Annotated in this window: 15 protein-coding genes; 14 read left to right on the top strand and 1 reads right to left on the bottom strand. The window is 73.5% G+C overall.

Going from position 1 to position 18,358, the window contains the following annotated elements; all coding sequences use genetic code 11:
- Positions 1 to 22: 22 nt before the first annotated feature.
- The 14 genes from C7H73_RS07775 to C7H73_RS07845 all read left to right on the top strand — a co-directional run bounded on the left by C7H73_RS07775 (position 23) and on the right by C7H73_RS07845 (position 17,618).
- Entirely contained in the window at positions 23 to 2,578 is a 2,556-nt protein-coding gene (locus C7H73_RS07775) for a PD-(D/E)XK nuclease family protein (RefSeq protein WP_106846117.1), read from the top strand.
- 173 nt (positions 2,579 to 2,751) lie between these two features.
- Positions 2,752 to 6,078, top strand: coding sequence for a UvrD-helicase domain-containing protein (locus C7H73_RS07785; protein ID WP_106846118.1), 3,327 nt, complete (start codon positions 2,752 to 2,754; stop codon positions 6,076 to 6,078).
- A gap of 73 nt (positions 6,079 to 6,151) precedes the next feature.
- The gene (locus C7H73_RS07790) at positions 6,152 to 7,504 is read left to right on the top strand and encodes a TIGR03862 family flavoprotein (protein ID WP_106846119.1); all 1,353 of its coding nucleotides are present in this window, start codon (positions 6,152 to 6,154) and stop codon (positions 7,502 to 7,504) included.
- A 105-nt stretch (positions 7,505 to 7,609) separates the two neighbouring features.
- Positions 7,610 to 9,586 carry a TonB-dependent receptor plug domain-containing protein gene (locus C7H73_RS07795; protein ID WP_106846120.1) on the top strand — a complete coding sequence of 659 codons (1,977 nt, stop codon included), beginning with the start codon at positions 7,610 to 7,612 and terminating at the stop codon, positions 9,584 to 9,586.
- 28 nt (positions 9,587 to 9,614) lie between these two features.
- Positions 9,615 to 10,157, top strand: a complete 543-nt coding sequence (locus tag C7H73_RS07800; RefSeq protein ID WP_106846121.1) for a DUF2478 domain-containing protein — start codon at positions 9,615 to 9,617, stop codon at positions 10,155 to 10,157.
- On the top strand, positions 10,157 to 11,206 hold the full coding sequence (locus C7H73_RS07805; RefSeq protein ID WP_106846122.1) for an ABC transporter substrate-binding protein: 1,050 nt from the start codon (positions 10,157 to 10,159) through the stop codon (positions 11,204 to 11,206). The genes C7H73_RS07800 and C7H73_RS07805 overlap by 1 nt, the downstream gene beginning before the upstream one ends.
- Before the next feature lie 65 nt (positions 11,207 to 11,271).
- Complete coding sequence (locus tag C7H73_RS07810) at positions 11,272 to 12,270, top strand: FecCD family ABC transporter permease (protein ID WP_106846123.1); 999 nt, start codon at positions 11,272 to 11,274, stop codon at positions 12,268 to 12,270.
- Between the two features lie 53 nt (positions 12,271 to 12,323).
- A complete protein-coding gene (locus C7H73_RS07815; protein WP_106847587.1) occupies positions 12,324 to 13,127 on the top strand; it encodes an ABC transporter ATP-binding protein in 804 nt (267 codons plus the stop codon).
- Positions 13,124 to 13,918: a class I SAM-dependent methyltransferase gene (locus C7H73_RS07820; protein ID WP_106846124.1), complete on the top strand. Its 795-nt coding sequence runs from the start codon at positions 13,124 to 13,126 to the stop codon at positions 13,916 to 13,918. The genes C7H73_RS07815 and C7H73_RS07820 overlap by 4 nt, the downstream gene beginning before the upstream one ends.
- The gene (locus C7H73_RS07825) at positions 13,912 to 14,808 is read left to right on the top strand and encodes a DUF364 domain-containing protein (protein ID WP_106846125.1); all 897 of its coding nucleotides are present in this window, start codon (positions 13,912 to 13,914) and stop codon (positions 14,806 to 14,808) included. The genes C7H73_RS07820 and C7H73_RS07825 overlap by 7 nt, the downstream gene beginning before the upstream one ends.
- Before the next feature lie 44 nt (positions 14,809 to 14,852).
- Positions 14,853 to 15,581 (top strand): molybdate ABC transporter substrate-binding protein, encoded by a 729-nt coding sequence (gene modA, locus C7H73_RS07830; protein ID WP_227001304.1) that lies wholly within the window; start codon positions 14,853 to 14,855, stop codon positions 15,579 to 15,581.
- Positions 15,578 to 16,246 carry a molybdate ABC transporter permease subunit gene (locus C7H73_RS07835; protein ID WP_227001305.1) on the top strand — a complete coding sequence of 223 codons (669 nt, stop codon included), beginning with the start codon at positions 15,578 to 15,580 and terminating at the stop codon, positions 16,244 to 16,246. Before modA ends, C7H73_RS07835 begins: the two co-directional genes overlap by 4 nt.
- Positions 16,243 to 17,109: a ModD protein gene (gene modD / locus C7H73_RS07840; protein WP_227001306.1), complete on the top strand. Its 867-nt coding sequence runs from the start codon at positions 16,243 to 16,245 to the stop codon at positions 17,107 to 17,109. Before C7H73_RS07835 ends, modD begins: the two co-directional genes overlap by 4 nt.
- Positions 17,110 to 17,186: 77 nt before the next feature.
- Positions 17,187 to 17,618 carry a TOBE domain-containing protein gene (locus tag C7H73_RS07845; protein ID WP_106846126.1) on the top strand — a complete coding sequence of 144 codons (432 nt, stop codon included), beginning with the start codon at positions 17,187 to 17,189 and terminating at the stop codon, positions 17,616 to 17,618.
- A 19-nt stretch (positions 17,619 to 17,637) separates the two neighbouring features.
- On the opposite strand, the gene C7H73_RS07850 is transcribed toward C7H73_RS07845, so the two are convergent.
- A complete protein-coding gene (locus C7H73_RS07850) occupies positions 17,638 to 18,213 on the bottom strand; it encodes a hypothetical protein (RefSeq protein WP_157948330.1) in 576 nt (191 codons plus the stop codon).
- Between the last annotated feature and the right edge of the window lie 145 nt (positions 18,214 to 18,358).

Below are 18,358 nucleotides of genomic sequence, written 5' to 3' on the forward strand. Positions count from 1 at the left end.
CCGTGGCCGTACCCCTCGTGCTATGACAGTCATAGCGACAGACGATCGCCCGGCGCAGGGCTGGAGCGAGGTGTTCACCCACGTACAGGCTCTGGCGGCCGGGCGCGGGGTGCGCCTGTGCGCGGTGGTGGTGCTGGTGCCCTACGCCCAGCTCATGGCCCAGGCCGCGCGGCAGTGGCAGCGGCTGCATCCCCAGGGTTTTGCCCCGCGCTTTGAGACCACGCGCAATTGGGCGGTGCGCTTTGCCGCCCCGGCGCCGCATGCCAGCGAGTACACCGGCGAGCGGGCACGCGACGCCATAACCGCCCGCGCCCTGCTGGAGCGCGCCGGCCTGGGCGAGCAGCGCGAGATGCTGGCTGCGCTGGTGCTGGAGATGGCCGCCCAGCTGGCCGGCGCGGTGGCCGCCGTCGCACCCGGTCAGCGGGCGCAGTGGGGCGAGGCGGCGCGCGCGCTGCTGCCCGCGGGGGGCGATGGCGCCGCCCTGCGCTTTGAGGCCGCCGCCGCGCGCGTCGCCCTGGAATGGGTGCTGGCCTCGCGCCACGCCAGCGACGTGCTGTTTGCTCCGCAGGCACGCCAGGCCGCGCGGCTGCTGGTGGTGCTGGGCGGGCTGCAGCCCGATCCGCTGGCGCAGGCGCTGCTGGCGCATTGGGGCGAGGACGGCTGGTCTGCCGGCCTGCACCTGCCTCCTGCCGCCGATGCGCCGTGCATCGCCCTGCATGCCGTGGACGACGGCGAGGCCGAGGCGCAGCGCGCCGCAGCCTGCGTGCTGGCCCATCTGGCGGCAGCCCGCGCCCCGGTGGCGCTGGCCGCCACCGACCGGGCGCTCACCCGCCGCGTGAGCGCGCTGCTGCACGCGGCCGGGGTCAGCGTGCAGGACGAGACCGGCTGGGCGCTGTCCACCACGCGGGCCTCTGCCCAGCTCATGGCGCTGCTGCGCGCCTGCGCGTGGGACGCGCCGGCCGATGAGGTGCTGGACTGGCTCAAGCACTGCCCCGGCGCCGATGCGCCGTCGCTGCACGCCCTGGAGCGCTGGCTGCGCCGCCAGGGCGAGCGCCTGTGGAGCGCCGGCGCGGCCGACCTGGCTGCGAGCAGCGCCCGCCACCCGCTGGAGGCCGCGCTGGCCGCGCAGTGCGAGCAATGGCGCGCACGGCTGCAGGCCGCGCGCCCGCTGGCCGCCTGGCTGGCCGCGCTGCGCCAGCTGCTGCAGGACTGCGGTGCGTGGGACGCCCTGGAGGCCGACCCCGCCGGCGAGCGCGTGCTGGCCGAGCTGCGACTGCCGCCCGGCCTGGGCGATGAGCTGCACAGCGTGGACGGCGCGGGCCGGCGCCTGAGCCTGGCCGAATTCACCCGCTGGGCGGGCGAGGTGCTGGAAAGCGCCCGCTTTCGTCCCGAATACCCTGACGGCGCGCCCGTCGTCGTGCTGCCCCTGGCGCAGCTGCTGGCGCGCCCCTTCGCCGCGCTGGTCGTTCCCGGCTGCGACGAAAAGCGCCTGCAGGCCGCGCCCGAGCCGCCCGGGCCGTGGACCGCCGCGCAGCGCGAAGGCCTGGGCCTGCCCACGCGCGAGGCGCTGGCCCAGGCCCAGCGCGCCGCCTGGCAGTACGCGCTGGGCCTGCCGCACGTGGAGCTGGTCTGGCGCACCGGCGACGGGCGCAGCGAGCCGCTGCTGGCCAGCCCGCTGGTGCAGGCGCTGCGCCTGCTGGGCGGGGCTGCCCAGGGGCAGGACGCCTGCGTGCCGCGCGCCGTCGCCGCCGCACCCGTGGCCCGGCCCCGGGCCGACGGCCGTGCGCTGCCGCTGCAGCGGCTGTCGGCATCGGCCTATGCCGACCTGCGCCACTGCCCCTATCGCTTTTTCGCGTTGCGCCAACTGGGCCTGCAGGAAGACGGCGAGCTGGACGGGCAGGTGGACAAGCGCGACTTCGGCACCTGGCTGCACCGGCTGCTGCAGCATTTTCACGAAGGCCTGGCCGCGGCTGCGGGCGGGCCCGGGCGCGCCGCACTCATGGACGAGGCGGCTGCGCGTGCCACGCGCGAACTGCGCCTGGAGGGCGGCGACTTTCTGCCCTGGGCCAGCGGCTGGCCCCTGCTGCGCGAGGGCTACCTGGACTGGCTGAGCAGCTACGAAGCGGCCGAGCGCGGCGCCTTTGCCCATGCCGAGCTGCGCGCCCGCCAGCCGCTGGCCGGCGTGGAGCTCATCGGCACGCTGGACCGCGTGGACGTGATCCACGGCGCCGGGCAGCCGCCCGTACACCTGATCATCGACTACAAGAGCGAGAGCGCCACCCGCACCCGCGAGCGCATCGGCGCCGGTGGCGAAGACATCCAGCTGGCCTTCTATGCCGCCCTCATGCCCCCGGGCCACAGGCTGCGCGCCGCCTATCTGAACGTGGGCGAGCGCGGCGAAGTCCGGCTGTACGAGCAGGACGGCCTGGAGCAGCTGCACCAGCAGCTGCTGCGCGCCATCGAGCACGACATGGCCCGCATCGCCGAAGGCGAGCTGATGCAGGCGCTGGGCGAGGGCGCCGTGTGCGACTGGTGCGCCGCGCGCGGCCTGTGCCGCAGGGATTTCTGGAATGACTAGCAGAGGCACCCCCCTGAGGCGCTGCGCGCCTTCCCCCCGCTCTCGCAGCGCAATGCGCTGCGGGCAGGGGGACGACGCCCTCGCTGCGGGGCGGCCCTTGCTCGGCGTCTGCTGGCCTGACGCGCGCCAGCTGCGTGGGGCGTGGGCGCTGCGTGGCGTACTGGAAGAGAAAAATGACTGTGCAAGCCGCCTATGAACTGAACGGCCGCAGCGTCTCGCGCGAGGCGTTTTATGCGGTGGCCTGCGATCCGCGCCGCAGCGTGGCGGTGGAGGCCTGCGCTGGCGCGGGCAAGACCTGGATGCTGGTGTCGCGCATGCTGCGCGCGCTGTTGGAAGGCAGCGCGCCGCACGAGATCCTGGCCATCACCTTCACCAAGAAGGCCGCGGGCGAGATGCGCGAGCGGCTGCAGCAGTGGCTGCAGGACTTTGCCGCGTGCCCGGCGGACGAGCTGCCAGGCGAGTTGATTGCACGAGGAATCGACCCGCAAGCCGCATGGGACAAGCGCGAGCAGCTACAAAAACTATATCAACAGACGCTTGACGCGGGCCGCCCGCTGCAGATCCGCACCTTCCACAGCTGGTTCGCCGCGTTGCTGTCCACGGCGCCGCTGTCGGTGCTGGAGCAACAGGGCCTGCCCACGGGCTACGAGCTGCTGGAGGACGACGCCGACGCGGTGGCCGAGGTCTGGCACCCCTTCCTGCGCGCCGTGGCGCAGGACGAGCAGCTGCGTGCCGACTACGGCGCCTGCGTGGCCGAGCACGGCCGCTCGCAGACGCACAAGGCGCTGGAGTCGGCGCTGGCCAAACGCGTGGAATTCACCCTGGCCGACGAGGCCGGCGTGGTCGATGCCTCGGTGCCGCACTGCGGCAAGCACTACCCCGAACTGGCCGGGCTGCAGCAGCCCAGCCAGGCGCTGGAGGGCGAGGCGGCCCGCGCGCGCTGGCAGGGCTGGGCGCGCGATCTGGGCGCGCAAGGCGGCAAGACCGCGCCCAAGGCGGCCGACGCCATCGTCGCTGCCTTCGAACTGCCGGATGCGCAGGCCCGGCTGCAGGCCCTGCGCAAGGCGCTGTTCGTGGCTGCCGAAGACCGCCTGACCAACCACCTGCAGAAGTTCGAGGCCGCGGCCGCCGCCGAGGCCGAGCTGCAGCGCCTGTGCGCCGCCCAGCGCCAGCACCTGGCCTGGCAGCACCAGCAGCGCATGGCGCGGCTGTCGCGGCGGCTGATCGCCGAGTTCGCCCAGCTCAAGCGCGAGCGCGGCTGGGTGGACATGAACGACGTGGAGCGCACGGCGCTGGTGCTGTTGTCCGACCCGGTGCTCTCGGGCTGGGTGCAGGAGCGGCTGGACGCGCGCGTGCGCCACCTGCTGATCGACGAATTCCAGGACACCAATCCGCTGCAGTGGCAGGCACTGCAGGCCTGGCTGTCGGGCTACGCCGGTGCGGGCGGGGGCCAGCAGGCACCCAGCGTGTTCATCGTGGGCGACCCCAAGCAGAGCATCTACCGCTTTCGCCGGGCCGAGCCGCAGGTCTTTCGCGCCGCACAGGCCTTCGTGCGCGATGCCCTGGGCGGCGACCTGCTGGCCTGCGACCACACGCGGCGCAACGCCACGGCCGTGATCGGCTGCGTGAACCGCGTCATGCAGGCGGCGCAGGCGGCGCGGCACTACAGCGGCTTTCGCGACCACACCACCGAATCGGCAGAGGCGGGCGCCCTGGTGCAGCTGCCGCCCATCCCGCGCGCCGGCCGGGCGGGCGAGGGCGACGATGCCGCCGTGCAGCACGAGGAGCCGCCGCCCTGGCGCGACAGCCTGACCCAGGCCCGCCACGAGGCCGAGGAGACGCTGCGCATGCGCGAATGCGCCCAGGCCGCGCAGTGGGTGGCGGCGCAGATCGCGGCTGGCGCCCGGCCGCAGGACATCATGGTGCTCGCCCGCAAGCGCGACCGCCTTGCCCACATGCAGCATGCGCTGCGCGCCCTGCACATTCCCTGCGTGCAGCCGGAAAAGGCCCAGCTGGCCGACGCGCCCGAGGTGCAGGACGTGGTGGCGCTGCTGGACGCGCTCGTCTCGCCCGGCCACGACCTGGCGCTGGCGCGGGCGCTGAAGTCGCCGCTGTTCGGCCTGCCCGACGAGGCCCTGGTGCGCCTGGCCCTGCTGCGCCGCCAGCAGGCCGCGCTGGCAGCCGACGAAACGCCCTGCAGCTGGTTTGATTTGCTACAAAAAAGTGAGCTTCTGGCGCAGGACCTGCAAGGCGTAGGGGCCGATTTGGCTCTATATCAGCAATGGGTGGCCACGCTGCCGCCGCACGACGCGCTGCAGGCCATCTACCAGCACGCCGACGTGCTGGCGCGCTATGCCGCGGCGGCGCCCGCCACACAGCGCGCCAGCGTGCTGGCCCACCTGCGCGCGCTGCTGTCCGCCGCGCTGGACGAAGGGGGCGGCCGCTACCTCACGCCCTATGCGTTCGTGCGCGCCATGAAGCGCGCCGGCCCGCGCGCTCCCGGCCGGGTCGATGGCGAGGCCGTGCGGCTGCTCACCATCCACGGCGCCAAGGGGCTGGAGGCCGACGCCGTGCTGCTGCTGGACACCGATGCCGGCGCCCAGCGCGCCGAAACCATGGGCGCGCTGGTGGACTGGCCGGGCGAGCACGCCGTGCCGCGCCACTTCGTCTTTCTGGCCAGCGAGAAAAGTCCGCCGCCCAGTGCGCAGGATGTGCTGGCCGCCGAACTGGCCGAGCGCCAGCGCGAGGAGATCAACACCCTGTACGTGGCCGCCACCCGCGCCCGGCACACCCTGGCGCTGTCGTGCGTGCAGGCCCGGGCCGACGGCCCCGCGCCGGGCAGCTGGTGGAGCCGGCTGCTGCCCGACCTGCAGCCCGCCGTGCTGGAGGGGGTGCAGGGCAGCACGGCCGCGCAAGACAGCGCCACCATCGTGCTGCACGTGCTGCCGGCCTACGCGGCCCCGGCGGCCGGCCCCGGCGCCGTGCCGGCCAGCACGCCGCTGTCGCGCCAGGGCGAGGCCATGCACCAGCTGCTGGAGCACGCTGAAGGCTGCGGCGCAGAAGCCGGCTGGGGCGCGCCGCGCCTGGCCCGCCTGGCCCGCGATTTCGCCATCACGCCCGAGGCGGCCGCCCGCGCCGCCGCGCTGGCCGCCCGTATCCTGCAGGGCGAAGGCGCCTGGGCCTGGGACGAGGCCCACGTCGAGCAGGCCATGAACGAGGTGCCGCTGACCTGGCAGGGCCAGAGCCTGCGGCTGGACCGCCTGGTCTGCCTGCGCCAGCCGCGCGGCGGCGCCCGGTGGTGGGTGCTGGACTACAAGAGCGCCACGCAGCCGGAAAGCCAGCTGGCCCTGGTAGCCCAGATGCAGCGTTACCGCGAGGCGCTGGGCGCGCTGCTGCCCGACGAGCCGGTGCGGGCGGCGTTTCTGACGGGCGATGGCCGCCTGGTGGCGGTGGATGCGCCGGGTGCGCCGCATGTGCCGTACCAGGCGGCGCTGTTTTGACGGATGAATGATGACTGACCAACCCTCAAGCCCGCACCTGCCGGGTATGCCGCAGGACACAACACAGGACGAAATGCCGGATGAAACACGGGTGTGCGACCTGGCCGTGATCGGCGCCGGGCCTGCCGGGCTGATGGCGGCCGAGGCCGCTGCCGCTGCGGGCGTGCGCCGCGTCCACGTGTTCGACGCCATGCCTTCCGCGGGGCGCAAGTTCCTGCTGGCCGGCAAGGGCGGGCTGAACCTCACCCATTCCGAGCCGCTGCAGCCCTTTGTCGCCCGCTACGGCGGGCGCGAGGCGGCGCTGGCGCCTTTGGTGCAGGCCTTCGGTCCGCAGCAGCTGCGCGAATGGGCACAGGGGCTGGGGGTGGAGACCTTCGTGGGCACCTCGGGGCGGGTCTTTCCCACCGACATGAAGGCTGCGCCGCTGCTGCGCGCATGGCTGCAGCGCCTGCGCGCGGCCGGCGTGCAGCTGCACATGCGCCAGCGCTGGCTGGGCTGGGCGCAGGCCCCCCACGAGGGCGGGCCGCAGCTGCTGCACTTTGCCACCCCTGCCGGCCCGGCCACAGTGCAGGCACGCGCCGTGGTGCTGGCCCTGGGCGGCGCCAGCTGGGCGCGGCTGGGCTCGGACGGAGCGTGGGTACCGCTGCTGAGCGAGCGCGGCGTGGCCATCGCGCCGCTGGCGCCGGCCAATTGCGGCTTCGACGTGCTGGGCGCGCAGGCCCCTGCGGGCGAGACGCGGCGCGACTTCCTGCGCGAGCTGCTGGGCCGCCAGGAAGCGTCCCGCCCGGGCTGGTCACCGCACTTCGTGGAGCGCTTTGCCGGCCAGCCCTTCAAGGCGGTGGCGCTGTCGTTCACCGATGGGCAGGGCCGGCACTTTCAGCGCCGCGGCGAATTTGTCGCCACCGCCACCGGGGTGGAGGGCAGCCTGATCTATGCGGTCTCACACCTGCTGCGCGACGAGATCGCGGCGCACGGCCATGCCACGTTCCACCTGGACTTGCTGCCCGACCATGCGCCCGAGCGCGTGCTGGCCGAGGTGCGCCATCCGCGCGGCGCGCGCAGCCTGAGTAGCCACCTCAAGAGCCGCCTGGGCCTGGGCGGGATCAAGATGGCCGTGCTGCATGAAGTGCTGGGCAAGGAGGGCGTGCAGGACGCAGAGCGGCTGGCCGCGGCCATCAAGGCCTTGCCCGTCACCGCAGTGGCTCCCCGGCCGCTGGACGAGAGCATCAGCACCGCCGGCGGCGTGGCCTTCGAGCAGCTGGACGAGGCACTGATGCTGCGCCCTTTGAGCGGCGTGTTCGCCGCCGGCGAGATGCTCGACTGGGAGGCCCCCACTGGCGGCTACCTGCTCACCGCCTGCTTTGCCACCGGCCTGGCGGCGGGGCAGGGCGCTGCGCGCTGGCTGGGCAGCCGCGCGGGGGTATAGTCAGGCCCCTGTGCGGTGGCCATGGCGGCCGTCCTGTCGAAAACGGACGGTCCGTCGTTTTTTTTGGCCACCGCTATTACCTTTTTGAATAACGAGGGGTGGGACATGCAGGCCATGAAGGCAGCGCGGGGCCGCGCAAGCCATACCACGCGTCCGCTGCTGCTGGCGTGCGCCGTGGCCGCGGGGGCCGCACAGGCGGCCGAAGGGGTGTTCGAGCTGGGCACGGTGACGGTGGTGGGCTCGCCCGTGCCGGCCGCGCCGGCCGGCGAGGCCGTGCTGAGCCAGCAGGAGATCATGCGCAACCAGGCCGACACCGTGTCCGAGGCGGTGCGCATGCTGCCCGGGGTGAGCCTTGCGCGCGTGGGCGCGCGCAACGAGGAAATGGTCTACCTGCGCGGGTTCGATTCGCGCCAGGTGCCGGTCTACGTGGACGGCGTGCCGCTGTACGTGCCCTATGACGGCTACGTGGACTTCAGCCGCTTCACCACGTTCGACCTGGCCGAGATCCGCGTGGCCAAGGCCGATGCCTCGCTGCTGTACGGCCCCAACACCCTGGGGGGCGCGATCAACCTCGTCACGCGCAAGCCGGCCAGGCCGTTTGAGGGCGATGTGCGCCTGGGCCTGGGCACCGGGCAGATGCGCAAGGCGGCGCTGAACCTCGGCGGCAACCAGGGCCGCTGGTACTACCAGCTGGGCGCCTCGTACCTGGACGCCGACGGCTTTGCGCTGCCAAGGGGCTTTCGGGACTACAAGCGCCAGCCCACCGACGCCGGCAGCCACCGCGAGAACGCCTACCGCACGGACAGGCGCCTGTCGTTCAAGCTGGGCCTGACGCCCAACGCCACCGACGAATACGCCCTGGGCTATGTGCGCCAGGAGGGCGAGAAGGGCAACCCGGTCTACACCGGCCGGTCCGCCCAGCGCAACGCCGTGCGCTACTGGCGCTGGCCGTACTGGGACAAGGACAGCCTGTACTTCCTGAGCACCACGCGCATCGGCCCGGACAACGTGCTCAAGACCCGGCTGTACCACGACAGCTACGAGAACGGACTGGACATCTACAGCGACGCCGCCTACTCCCGGCACGACCCCACCAGCGCCTACAAGGACACCAGCAAGGGGGCGACCATCGAGTGGGCCAATTACAGCCTGCGCGGGCACGAGCTGCGCCTGGCCCTGCACTACAAGCTCGACGAGCACGACGACGCCGGGAAGTTCTACCGCGACGTGACCACCTCCCTGGTGGCCGAGGACACCATCGCCCTGGGCGAGCGCTGGCGCCTGAACCTGGGCCTGAGCCAAGAGAAGCGCGACGCCAAAGAGGTCTACTACTGGCCCAAGGGCGCGGCGAGCGCCACCAACGGCGTGGCCAAGCTGAGCTATGCGCTCACGCAGCAGGGCGATGAGGTGTACGCCGTCGCCTCGCACAAGACGCGCTTTCCCACCATCAAGGATCGCTACTCCGCCCGCATGGGCCGGGCGCTGCCCAACCCCGATCTCCAGCCCGAGAGCGCCAACCACGTCGAACTGGGTGTGAGCGGCCAGCCCTGGGCGGGCGGCACGGGCCAGGCGGCCGTGTTCCACAGCCGGGTGAACGACCAAATCCAGACGGTGGCGGTGCCCTCCGGCGCCTGCGGCGGCGCCACCTGCGACCAGGCGCAGAACGTGGGACGCACGCGCAACCGGGGCTTGGAACTGTCGCTGGCGCAGCAGCTGTCGGCCCGCTGGAGCGCCAGCGCCAGCTATACCTACCTGCACCGCACCAACCTCAGCGACCGCGGCATCACACTCGTCGATACGCCGCGCCAGCGCCTCTTCGCCGCCGTTCGCTGGATGCCCAGCGCACCGTGGGAGCTGCACGCCACCCTGGAGGCCGAGCAGGGCCGCCGCGTGAACTTCGATGGCGGTTATCGCCGGCTTGGCGGCTTCGCCACTGCCGGGCTCAAGGCCACCTACAAGCCCGCCAAGGACGTCGCGGTGGACTTCGGCGTGAACAACCTGGCCGACAAATGGTACGAGCTGGCTGACGGCTACCCCATGCCTGGCCGCTCCTGGTTCGTCCACGGCGTCTACCGCTTTTGACGCGCGCCGGCGCACGAGGGCCCACCCCATGACCATTGCCGACACCCCCGCCCGGCTGGCGGCCATCGTCCACGAGGACGGCGGCTCGCGCGAGGCCGATGCCCTGCTGGCCGCCTTCGCCCGCTCGCTGGCGCGCGAGGGATGGCGCGTGGGCGGTGTGGTGCACGAGCGCCGCACCGATGCGCGCGGCCGCAAGGGCATGTACCTCGTCGACCTGGCGGGCGGGCGCGAGTTCTGCATCTCGCAGGACCTGGGCCCGCTGTCGCGCGCCTGCTGCGTCGATCCGGCCGGCGTGGCGCAGGCCGCCGGCGTGCTGCGCCAGGCCCTGGCCGAGCGCCCTGCGCTGGCTATCGTGAACCGCTTCGGCGAGCTGGAGGCCGGCGGCGGCGGCTTCGTCGCCGAGCTGGCGGCGCTGGTGGGCGCGAACGTGCTGGTGCTCACCGCCGTCGCTCGCAAGCACCTGGCGGCGTGGCGCCGCTTCACCGGGGGCGAAGGCGTGGAGCTGCCGGCGCAGGCCCTGGCGCTGGGCTCCTGGTTCTCCGCGGCGGCGCGGCGCGGGGAGGGGGCGTGATGCTGGGCCGCCGCCACCTGCTGGGCCTGGCCGCGGCGCTGGCCGCACCGGCCTGGCCCCTGCGCGCTCAGCCGCAGGGCGGCGTGGTCGTGGCGCGCTTCGGCCCGATGCCCCCGCCGGCCCAGGTGCGCCGGGTGTTCGCCGCCGGGCCGCCGGCGGGCGTGCTGGTGGCGGCGCTGGCGCCCGGCAAGCTGCTGGGCTGGCCCATGGCGCTGCCGCCGCAGGCGCGCGCACTGCTGGGCCCCGCGCTGCGCGGCCTGCCGCACACCGGCCGCCTGGCCGGGCGCGGCAGCACCGTGGCGCTGGAGTCGCTGCTGCAGCTGCAGCCCGACCTGGTGCTGGACGCGGGCACGGCGGACGCCACCTACGTCTCCACCCTGCGCACCGCCAGCGGCCAGACCGGCCTGCCCATGGCATTGGTGCAGGGCCGCGTGGCCGACCACGGCGCCCAGTTGCGCGAGGTGGGGCGCCTGCTGGGCGTGGCCGCGCGCGGCGAGGCGCTGGCCGGGCAGGCGGACGCCATCCTCGCCCTGGCCGCGCGCCTGCGGGCCGGCGTGCCGCTGGAGCAGCGTCCGCGCGTGTACTACGGGCGCGGCGCGGACGGGCTGGAGACGGGCCTGGGCGGCTCCATCAACGTGGAGCTGCTGGAGCTGTGCGCCGGCCGCAACGTGGCCGCCGCGGCCGGCGCTGGCTCGCTCACCCGGGTGTCGCTGGAGCAGATCCTGGCCTGGGACCCGCAGGTCATCGTCACCCAGGACGCCCACTTCGCACGCCGCGTGCAGGCCGACCCGCTGTGGCGCGCCGTCGCCGCCGTGCGCACCGGGCGCGTGCACTGCGCGCCCGCGCTGCCGTTCGGCTGGCTGGATGGCCCGCCGGGCGTGAACCGCCTGATCGGCGTGCGCTGGCTGCTCGAGCGGCTGCACCCCGGCCATGCGTTGCTGGCCGCGCAGGAGCCGCTGGCCGATGCCGTGGCGCGCTTCTACCAGTCGTTCTACGGCGCCGACCTGCCGGCGCCCGCGCTGCACGAGCTGCTGGAGGCAGATGCATGAATTTTCAGTCAAATCGGCCTCTAACGCCCGCCAGTCAAGCGCTGGAAGCTCCTTTTTTGATAGCAATGCCGGTGCGTTGGCTGCTGGCCGTGGCGGCACTTGCGGCCGTGGTGCTGGTGGCGTTCGCGGCGGGCAAGTTTCCGGTGGCCCCGGGCGAGCTGTGGCGCGCCGTCGCCGCGCGGCTGACGGGCGCGCCCTCGGGCCTGTCGCCGGCCGTGGAGACGGTGGTGTGGAACATCCGCCTGCCGCGCGTTGCCGCCGGGCTGTGCGTGGGCGCGGCGCTAGCGGCGGCCGGGGCGGCGTACCAGGGCATGTTCCGCAACCCGCTGGTCTCGCCCGACATCCTGGGCGTGTCCGCCGGCGCCGGGCTGGGCGCGGTGCTGGGCATCTACCTGGGCCTGCCGCTGGCGGTGGTGCAGGCGCTGGCCTTCGGCGGCGGCCTGGCGGCCGTGGGCACGGTGCTCGCCGTGGCCGCGCTGGTGCGCCGGCACGACGCGGTATTGGTATTGGTGCTGGCCGGCGTGGCCGTGGGCACGTTGCTGGGCGCGGGCATCTCGCTCATCAAGATCCTGGCCGACCCGGCGACGCAGTTGCCCTCCATCACCTTCTGGCTGCTGGGCGGGCTGAACGCGGTCACCGCGCCCGACCTGCTGGCCACGCTGCCGGCGCTGCTGGCCGGCCTCGTACCGCTGGCGCTGCTGCGCTGGCGCATCAACCTGCTGAGCCTGCCCGACGAGGAGGCCCAGGCGCTGGGCATCCCGGTGGCGCGCCTGCGCCGGGTGCTGGTGGCCGCCGCCACGCTGAGCACGGCCGCGGCCGTGTCGCTCACGGGCATCATCGGCTGGATCGGGCTGGTGGTGCCGCACATGGCGCGGCTGCTGGTCGGGCCGGAGTTCTCGCGCCTGCTGCCGGCCTCCGTGCTGCTGGGCGCGGGCTTTCTCGTCGCCGCCGACACGCTGGCACGCACCGCCGCGCCGATCGAGCTGCCGCTGGGCATCCTGACGGCGCTGGCCGGCGCGCCGTTCTTCCTGTTCCTGCTGGCGCGTTCCGGAGAGCGGCAATGAGCGCGCGGGTGCAAGCGTCCATGGCGGTTCCGGCCGGCACGCCGGCCTCTGCCATGCGGACGGGCGCGACCGCTGCCGACTTGCCCGTACTGCAGGCGCACGACCTGACCATCGGCCACAGCGTGCGCCGCGTGGCGCAGGGCCTGACCTTCGAGCTGGCCGGCGGCGAGGTGCTGTGCCTGCTGGGCGCCAACGGCAGCGGCAAGACGACGCTGCTGCGCACGCTGCTGGGCCTGCTGGCGCCACTGTCGGGACAGGTGCGCGTGGCCGGGCAAGACGTGGCTGCCTGGGGCCGCGCGGCGTTCGCGCGCCAGGTCGGCTACGTGCCGCAGGCGCACGCCGGATGGTTTCCCTACACCGTGCTGGACGTGGTGCTGATGGGCCGCGCCGCGCGCCTGGGGCGCTTCGCCACGCCCGGCGCGGCCGACCGGCAGCGGGCGCTGCAGTGCCTGCAGGCGCTGGGCATCGCCCACCTGCAGGCACACAGCGCCCTGGCGATCAGCGGCGGCGAGCGCCAGCTGGCGCTGATCGCCCGCGCGCTGGCGCAGGAGCCGCGCCTGCTGGTGCTGGACGAGCCTACCGCCAGCCTGGACTTTGGCAACCAGATCCGCGTGCTGGAGCACGTCGCGCGCCTGCGCGCCGCCGGCATGGCGGTGCTGATGACCACTCACCAGCCCGAGCACGCGCTGCGTGTGGCCGACCGCATCGCGCTGCTGGGCGCCGGCCGCCTGCAGGCCATCGGCGCGCCGCGCGCCACCGCCACGCCGGCCGCGCTGGCGCGCCTGTACGGCGTGAGCGAGCAGGCCATCAGCGCCGGCCTGGGAACCTTCTCTCCCGACAAGGACACCTCTGCATGACCATCGCCGCCATCGACTTCAACCTGTTGTACCAGCACCATCTGGCCCTGGCCGGGCGCACGCGCAAGGACGCCAGCGCCTGGGATGGCCGCGCCGCCGGCATGGCCGCGCGCGCCGTGGGCAGCCGCTATGCCGAGGAGTTCATCGAGCGCATGGACCTGTCGGGTGCGCGCTCGCTGCTGGACGTGGGCTGCGGCCCCGGCACCATTGCCCTGGCGCTGGCGCCGCGCCTGGAGCAGGTGGTCGGCCTGGACTACAGCGCCGCCATGCTGCAGGCGATGCGCGAGCAGGCGGCCGCGCGCGGCCTGTCCCACGTGCAGACGCGGTACAGGGCGTGGGAAGACGACTGGAGCGACGTGCCGGTGTGCGACATCGCCGTGGCCTCGCGCTCGACCACCGTGGCCGACATCGGCGCCGCGCTGGCCAAGCTGCAGCGCCATGCGCGCCGGCGGGTGTACCTGACCCACCTGGTCGGCGGGCATTTCACCGACCCGGCGATTCAGGAAGCCATCGGCCGGCGCGTGCCCGCCATGCCCGACTACATCTACCTGCTCAACATCCTGCACGCGCGCGGCATCCACCCGCAGCTGTCGTACCTGGCGCAGGAGAGCCGCCTGGCCGGCGCCGTGGACTTCGACGACTTCGCGCGCCGCGTCGCCTGGTCCATGGGCGGGCTGGACGAGGCGGAGACCGCCCGCCTGCGCGGCTGGTACGCGCAGGCCACCCCGGCCCAGCGCGAGGGCGCGCCGATGCGCTGGGCCTTCATCTCCTGGGAGACCGCGCCATGCTGACCACCGCTGTCCCCGCCCCGGTGCCGCCGGCCCGCCCCGGCCGCATCGCGCAGGGCCGGGCCGCCACGGCCGGCGCGCTGCTAGCCGAGCTGCATGCCGACGTGGAGCAGCACCTGGGTGACACGCTGGCGCGGCGGCGGCTGGCGCGCGCCGTGCTGGGCGTATTTTTCACCGGCGTGCAGCTGGACAACGGCGTCGGCGGCCTGGCTGCCACGCCGATCCAGGACATTCCGGCGGCCGTGTGCTGCCCCAGCTCCGCCCTGGCCATGCCCACGCCCGGGCGCCTGGCCGGCCGGCCGGTGGCCGAGGTGCTGCAGGACCTGCAGCACACCCAGCCGCTGCGCCGCGCCCTGGCCATCGCCACGCTGAACGCGCTGGCCGAGACCCTGTGGCGCCAGGGTGGCGCGCCCGCCGGCGCGCGCGTGGTCGAGGGCGATGGCTTCGACGCCCTGGCCATCGCGCCGGGCGAGCAGGTGGTGGTGGTCGGCGCCTTCGGGCCGTATCTGCGCGCGCTGCGCCAGCGGGGCCAGCCATACCACGTCGTCGAGCGCGACCCGGCCACGCTGCGGCTGCAGGAGCTGCCGCACTTCGTGCCCGCCGGCCGCGTGGCAGAGGTGCTGCCGCAGGCCGACGTGCTGCTGACCACCGCCACCACGCTCACCAACGGCACCCTGGAAGGCCTGCTGGCGCTGCTGCGCCCAGGGGCGCGCGCCGCCGTGGTCGGGCCCACCGCCACGCTGCGCCTGGCGCCCTTCGCGCGCCGCGGCGCCACGGTGGTCGGCGGCACGCGCGTACTGGACGCCCGCGCCATGCTGGATTTGCTGGCCGAGGGCGCGTCGGGCTACCACCTGTTCGGCCGCTCGGTGCAGCGCGTGTGCCTGTGCAGCTGACCGCCCCGTTTCTCTTTCCTTCACTTTCATCGGAGCGTATTTCCATGATGCGACGTCTGTTCCTGGCCTGTGCGGCCGTTCTGTGCGCGGCGCCCGCCTGGTCCGCCGGCGAGGGCGACAGCCTGCTGGTGGCCGCCGGCGCCGGCTACCGCCGGCCGGTGCTGCAGCTGCTGGAGGATTTCTCCCGGACCAGCGGCATCCGCGCCGAGGCCAGCTTCGGCAACATGAAACAGGTCGAAACCCAGGCGCGGCAGAACCCGGACATCGCCCTGTTGATCGGTGACAAGGCCTTCCTGGAGCCCATGGGCCTGGCCGAGCGCTTCGAGCTGCTGGGCAAGGGCCGGCTGGTGCTGGTCACGCGCAAGGGCCTGGAGCTGAAAGAAGTGGCGGATCTGCGCGATCCGCGCTTTGCCCGCATCGCGCTGCCCGACCGCACCAAGGCGGTGTATGGCAACGCCGCCAGCACCTGCCTGCAGCGCACCGGCCTGGCCGAGCCGCTGGCGGCGCGCCTGCTGGAGGTGGCCACCGTGCCCCAGGTCGGCGCCTACGTCGCCACTGGCGAGGTAGACGCGGGCTTTGTCAACGTCACCGAGGGCCAGGCGCTGCAGGGCCGCATCGGCACGCTGATCGAGGCGCCGCAGCACTGCTACGCGCCCATCGAGCTGAGCGCCGGCGTGCTCAAGGGGCGCGGCGACGTGCCGGCGGTGCGCGCCTTCGTCGAGTACCTGACCTCACCCGCGGCGCGCGCGGTGCTGCAGCGCCACGGCATGTGAGCGTGCTGGCCGCTTGCCAGGGCAACGCCCTCGGGCTCACGGCGCAGGTACTGGCCTGGGCTTTGGCCCTGCACCTGACGCTGGGCACGCTGCTGGCCTGGCTGCTGGCGCGCCGGCCGTTTGCCGGGCGCGCGGTGCTGGACGCGCTGGTCACGCTGCCGCTGGTCTTTCCGCCCATCGTGCTGGGCTATGGCCTGCTGCTGGCGCTGGGGCGCGAGGGCTGGCTGGCGGCCTGGCTGCCGGCGGCGCTGCGGCCGCACATCGTGTTCTCGCAGACCGGGCTGGTGATTGCGGCCTTCGTGGCCGGGTTGCCGCTGATGGTCAAGCCGGCGCAGGCGGCGTTCGCCGGCGTCGCGCCGCGCCTGCGCGAGGCGGCCGCGCTGCTGGGCCACCGGCCGTGGGCCGTGTTCTGGCGCATCGACGTGCCGCTGGCGCGCCGCGGCGTGGCGGCCGGGCTGGTGCTGGCGCTGGGGCGCGGGCTGGGCGAAGTCGGCCTGTCGCTGATGCTGGGCGGCAACATCGCCGGGCGCACCGAGACGCTGTCGCTGGCCATCTACAACCACGTCATGGACGGCAACCTGGCCTGCGCCAACGGGCTGTCCCTGCTGCTGGGCGCGGTGGCGCTGGCGGCTTTCTTCATTCTTCGCCGCTGGGGGGCGCTGTGAGTCTGCATTCCGTTTTTTTCGACCAGGCCAGCATCGACGCGTGGATCGCCGAGGACGCGCCGCTGCTGGACCTGACCACGCACCTGTTGGCGGTGGGCGCCGCGCACGCCCGCATCGAGTGGCGCGTGCGCGGCCCCAGTGTCGCCGCCTGCACCGAGGAGGCCGCGCGCGTCGTGCAGACCTGCGGCGGGCATGTCGAGCAGATCGTCGCCAGCGGCTCGGCGCTGGTTGATGGCGACCTGCTGCTGTCCGCCACCGGCGCCGCCAGCGGCCTGCTGCGTGCCTGGAAGGTAGCGCAAAACCTGCTGGAATACGCCTGCGGCGTGGCCCACGCCACGCAGCGCATGGTGCAGGCCGTGCAGGCAGCCGACCCGCGCGTGGCGGTGCTGACCACGCGCAAGCACGCGCCGGGCCTGCGCCGCATCGCCTTGAAGGCGACGCTCGCCGGCGGGGCCTTCCCGCACCGCCTGGGCGTGGGCGAGACGGTGCTGGTCTTCGGCCAGCATCGGGCGCTGCTGGAGGCCGGCTGGCAGGGCCTGGCGGCGCGGCTGGACCGGGTGGCGCCGGCGCTGGCCGAGAAGCACTGCGTGATCGAGGCGCACAGCCTGGAGGAGGCGCTGCAGGCAGCGTCCGCCGGCGCCGACGTGGTGCAGTTCGACAAGGCCACGCCGCAGCAGCTGCGCGCCTGGTGCCCGCCACTGCGCGCCCAGCACCCGGCGCTCGGCATCCTGGCGGCCGGCGGCATCCGGCCGGACAACGCGGCCGACTACGCTGCCACGGGCGTCGACGCGCTGGTCACCAGCAGCCTGCACCATGCGCCTCCTGCCGATGTGTCGGTACGGGTCGCGAGGGCAGGGCGGTGAGCCGCCAGGCATCACGCCAGTGACTCTGGAACAATTCTTCTCGATTGGCGACTTCTTCTTTCTCAACAAGGACTTCCATGCTCAAAAGCAGCGCTCGCAACCAGTTCTCCGGCCACATCTCCCGTGTGGTTCCGGGGGCCGTGAATGACGAAATCGAGATCGACGTCCCCGGGCTGGGGCCGGTGGTGGCCATCGTCACGCACGGCAGCGCCAGCGCCATGGGGCTGAAAGAGGGCGCTTCGGCCGTTGCGCTGATCAAGGCGTCTTCAGTGATCCTGGTCGCGCAGGACCAGGGTATGCGGTTTTCCGCGCGCAATCATCTGCAGGGCCGCGTGGCGCGCGTGACGCCAGGCGCCGTCAATACCGAAGTGGTGCTCGAAGCCGCAGGGGGCGCCAGCGTGGTGGCCATCGTCACCAACGAGAGCGCCCAGAACCTTCAGCTGGCCGAAGGCAAGCAGGCAGGCGCGCTGTTCAAGGCATCAAGCGTCATCGTGGGTGTGCCGGCCTGAGGGTGCCAGGCCCGCAGCGTCAGAATTTCGCGCGGTAGTACACCATCGGCCCGCCGCGGCGGGCGCGCAGCAGCAGCTTGGCGTCGCCCTGCAGCTGCACGCCGATGGCGCCGAACTCGGGCACCACGCCGCCGGTGCGCGAGGCCTTCCACTGCACCTCCACCCGCGTGCCCACGCTGGCCGGCTCGCGCGACCAGATCATGCCCTGTGCGTCGTGGGCGGCGAATTGCTGGGGGGTGCGCGCCCAGGCGTGTACATCCAGGTGCACGCGCTGCTCCAGGCGTGAGCGCAGGCGCACGCCAAGGTCGTAGGCCAGGGGCGACGATGCGGCGCTGGCGAAAGGCCTGGCAGACAGCAGGCCCAGAGTCAGGCCCATCCTCGAGGGCTTGTCAGGAGTCAGCCAGCCAGTCACGTCGCTGTAGTGCGCGCCTTCCATGGAGGGGCGCGCCGGCGCATCGGTGAACAGGGGTGCCTCCTCGCTGCGCAGCGTCACGATCTTGCCGGCCGCGCCGGGGCCGTGTGCGCCGCCCTGTTCGGCCAGCGCGGTGGCCGCGTGATCGGCCAGGGAGTCCTGCGCCAGGGCGTGGCCGCTCATGAGGCAGGCCAACAAGGCAAACGTGGCAGTGCGCGCCCTGCGGCGGCGCAGAAGGTCAGCGAAGTTGGTCAGGCGCGAAGGCATGGCGGCACCCAATTGGGTCAGCAAGAAAAGCTGGCTCAAAGTATGGGCGGCGCCCTGCGCC

The organism is Pulveribacter suum (assembly GCF_003013695.1).
GTDB classification, from domain to species: Bacteria; Pseudomonadota; Gammaproteobacteria; order Burkholderiales; family Burkholderiaceae_C; genus Melaminivora; species Melaminivora suum.

Excerpts from the sequence above, each read along its gene's own strand:
- C7H73_RS07800 (WP_106846121.1), top strand. The coding sequence starts at position 9,615 with ATGACCATTGCCGACACCCCCGCCCGGCTGGCGGCCATCGTCCACGAG.
- C7H73_RS07815 (WP_106847587.1), top strand. The coding sequence starts at position 12,324 with ATGCGGACGGGCGCGACCGCTGCCGACTTGCCCGTACTGCAGGCGCAC.
- C7H73_RS07790 (WP_106846119.1), top strand. The coding sequence starts at position 6,152 with ATGCCGGATGAAACACGGGTGTGCGACCTGGCCGTGATCGGCGCCGGG.
- C7H73_RS07825 (WP_106846125.1), top strand. The coding sequence starts at position 13,912 with ATGCTGACCACCGCTGTCCCCGCCCCGGTGCCGCCGGCCCGCCCCGGC.
- C7H73_RS07785 (WP_106846118.1), top strand. The coding sequence starts at position 2,752 with ATGACTGTGCAAGCCGCCTATGAACTGAACGGCCGCAGCGTCTCGCGC.
- C7H73_RS07775 (WP_106846117.1), top strand. The coding sequence starts at position 23 with ATGACAGTCATAGCGACAGACGATCGCCCGGCGCAGGGCTGGAGCGAG.
- C7H73_RS07845 (WP_106846126.1), top strand. The coding sequence starts at position 17,187 with ATGCTCAAAAGCAGCGCTCGCAACCAGTTCTCCGGCCACATCTCCCGT.
- C7H73_RS07795 (WP_106846120.1), top strand. The coding sequence starts at position 7,610 with ATGCAGGCCATGAAGGCAGCGCGGGGCCGCGCAAGCCATACCACGCGT.
- modA (WP_227001304.1), top strand. The coding sequence starts at position 14,853 with ATGATGCGACGTCTGTTCCTGGCCTGTGCGGCCGTTCTGTGCGCGGCG.
- C7H73_RS07810 (WP_106846123.1), top strand. The coding sequence starts at position 11,272 with ATGCCGGTGCGTTGGCTGCTGGCCGTGGCGGCACTTGCGGCCGTGGTG.
- C7H73_RS07805 (WP_106846122.1), top strand. The coding sequence starts at position 10,157 with ATGCTGGGCCGCCGCCACCTGCTGGGCCTGGCCGCGGCGCTGGCCGCA.
- C7H73_RS07850 (WP_157948330.1), bottom strand. The coding sequence starts at position 18,213 with ATGAGCGGCCACGCCCTGGCGCAGGACTCCCTGGCCGATCACGCGGCC.
- C7H73_RS07820 (WP_106846124.1), top strand. The coding sequence starts at position 13,124 with ATGACCATCGCCGCCATCGACTTCAACCTGTTGTACCAGCACCATCTG.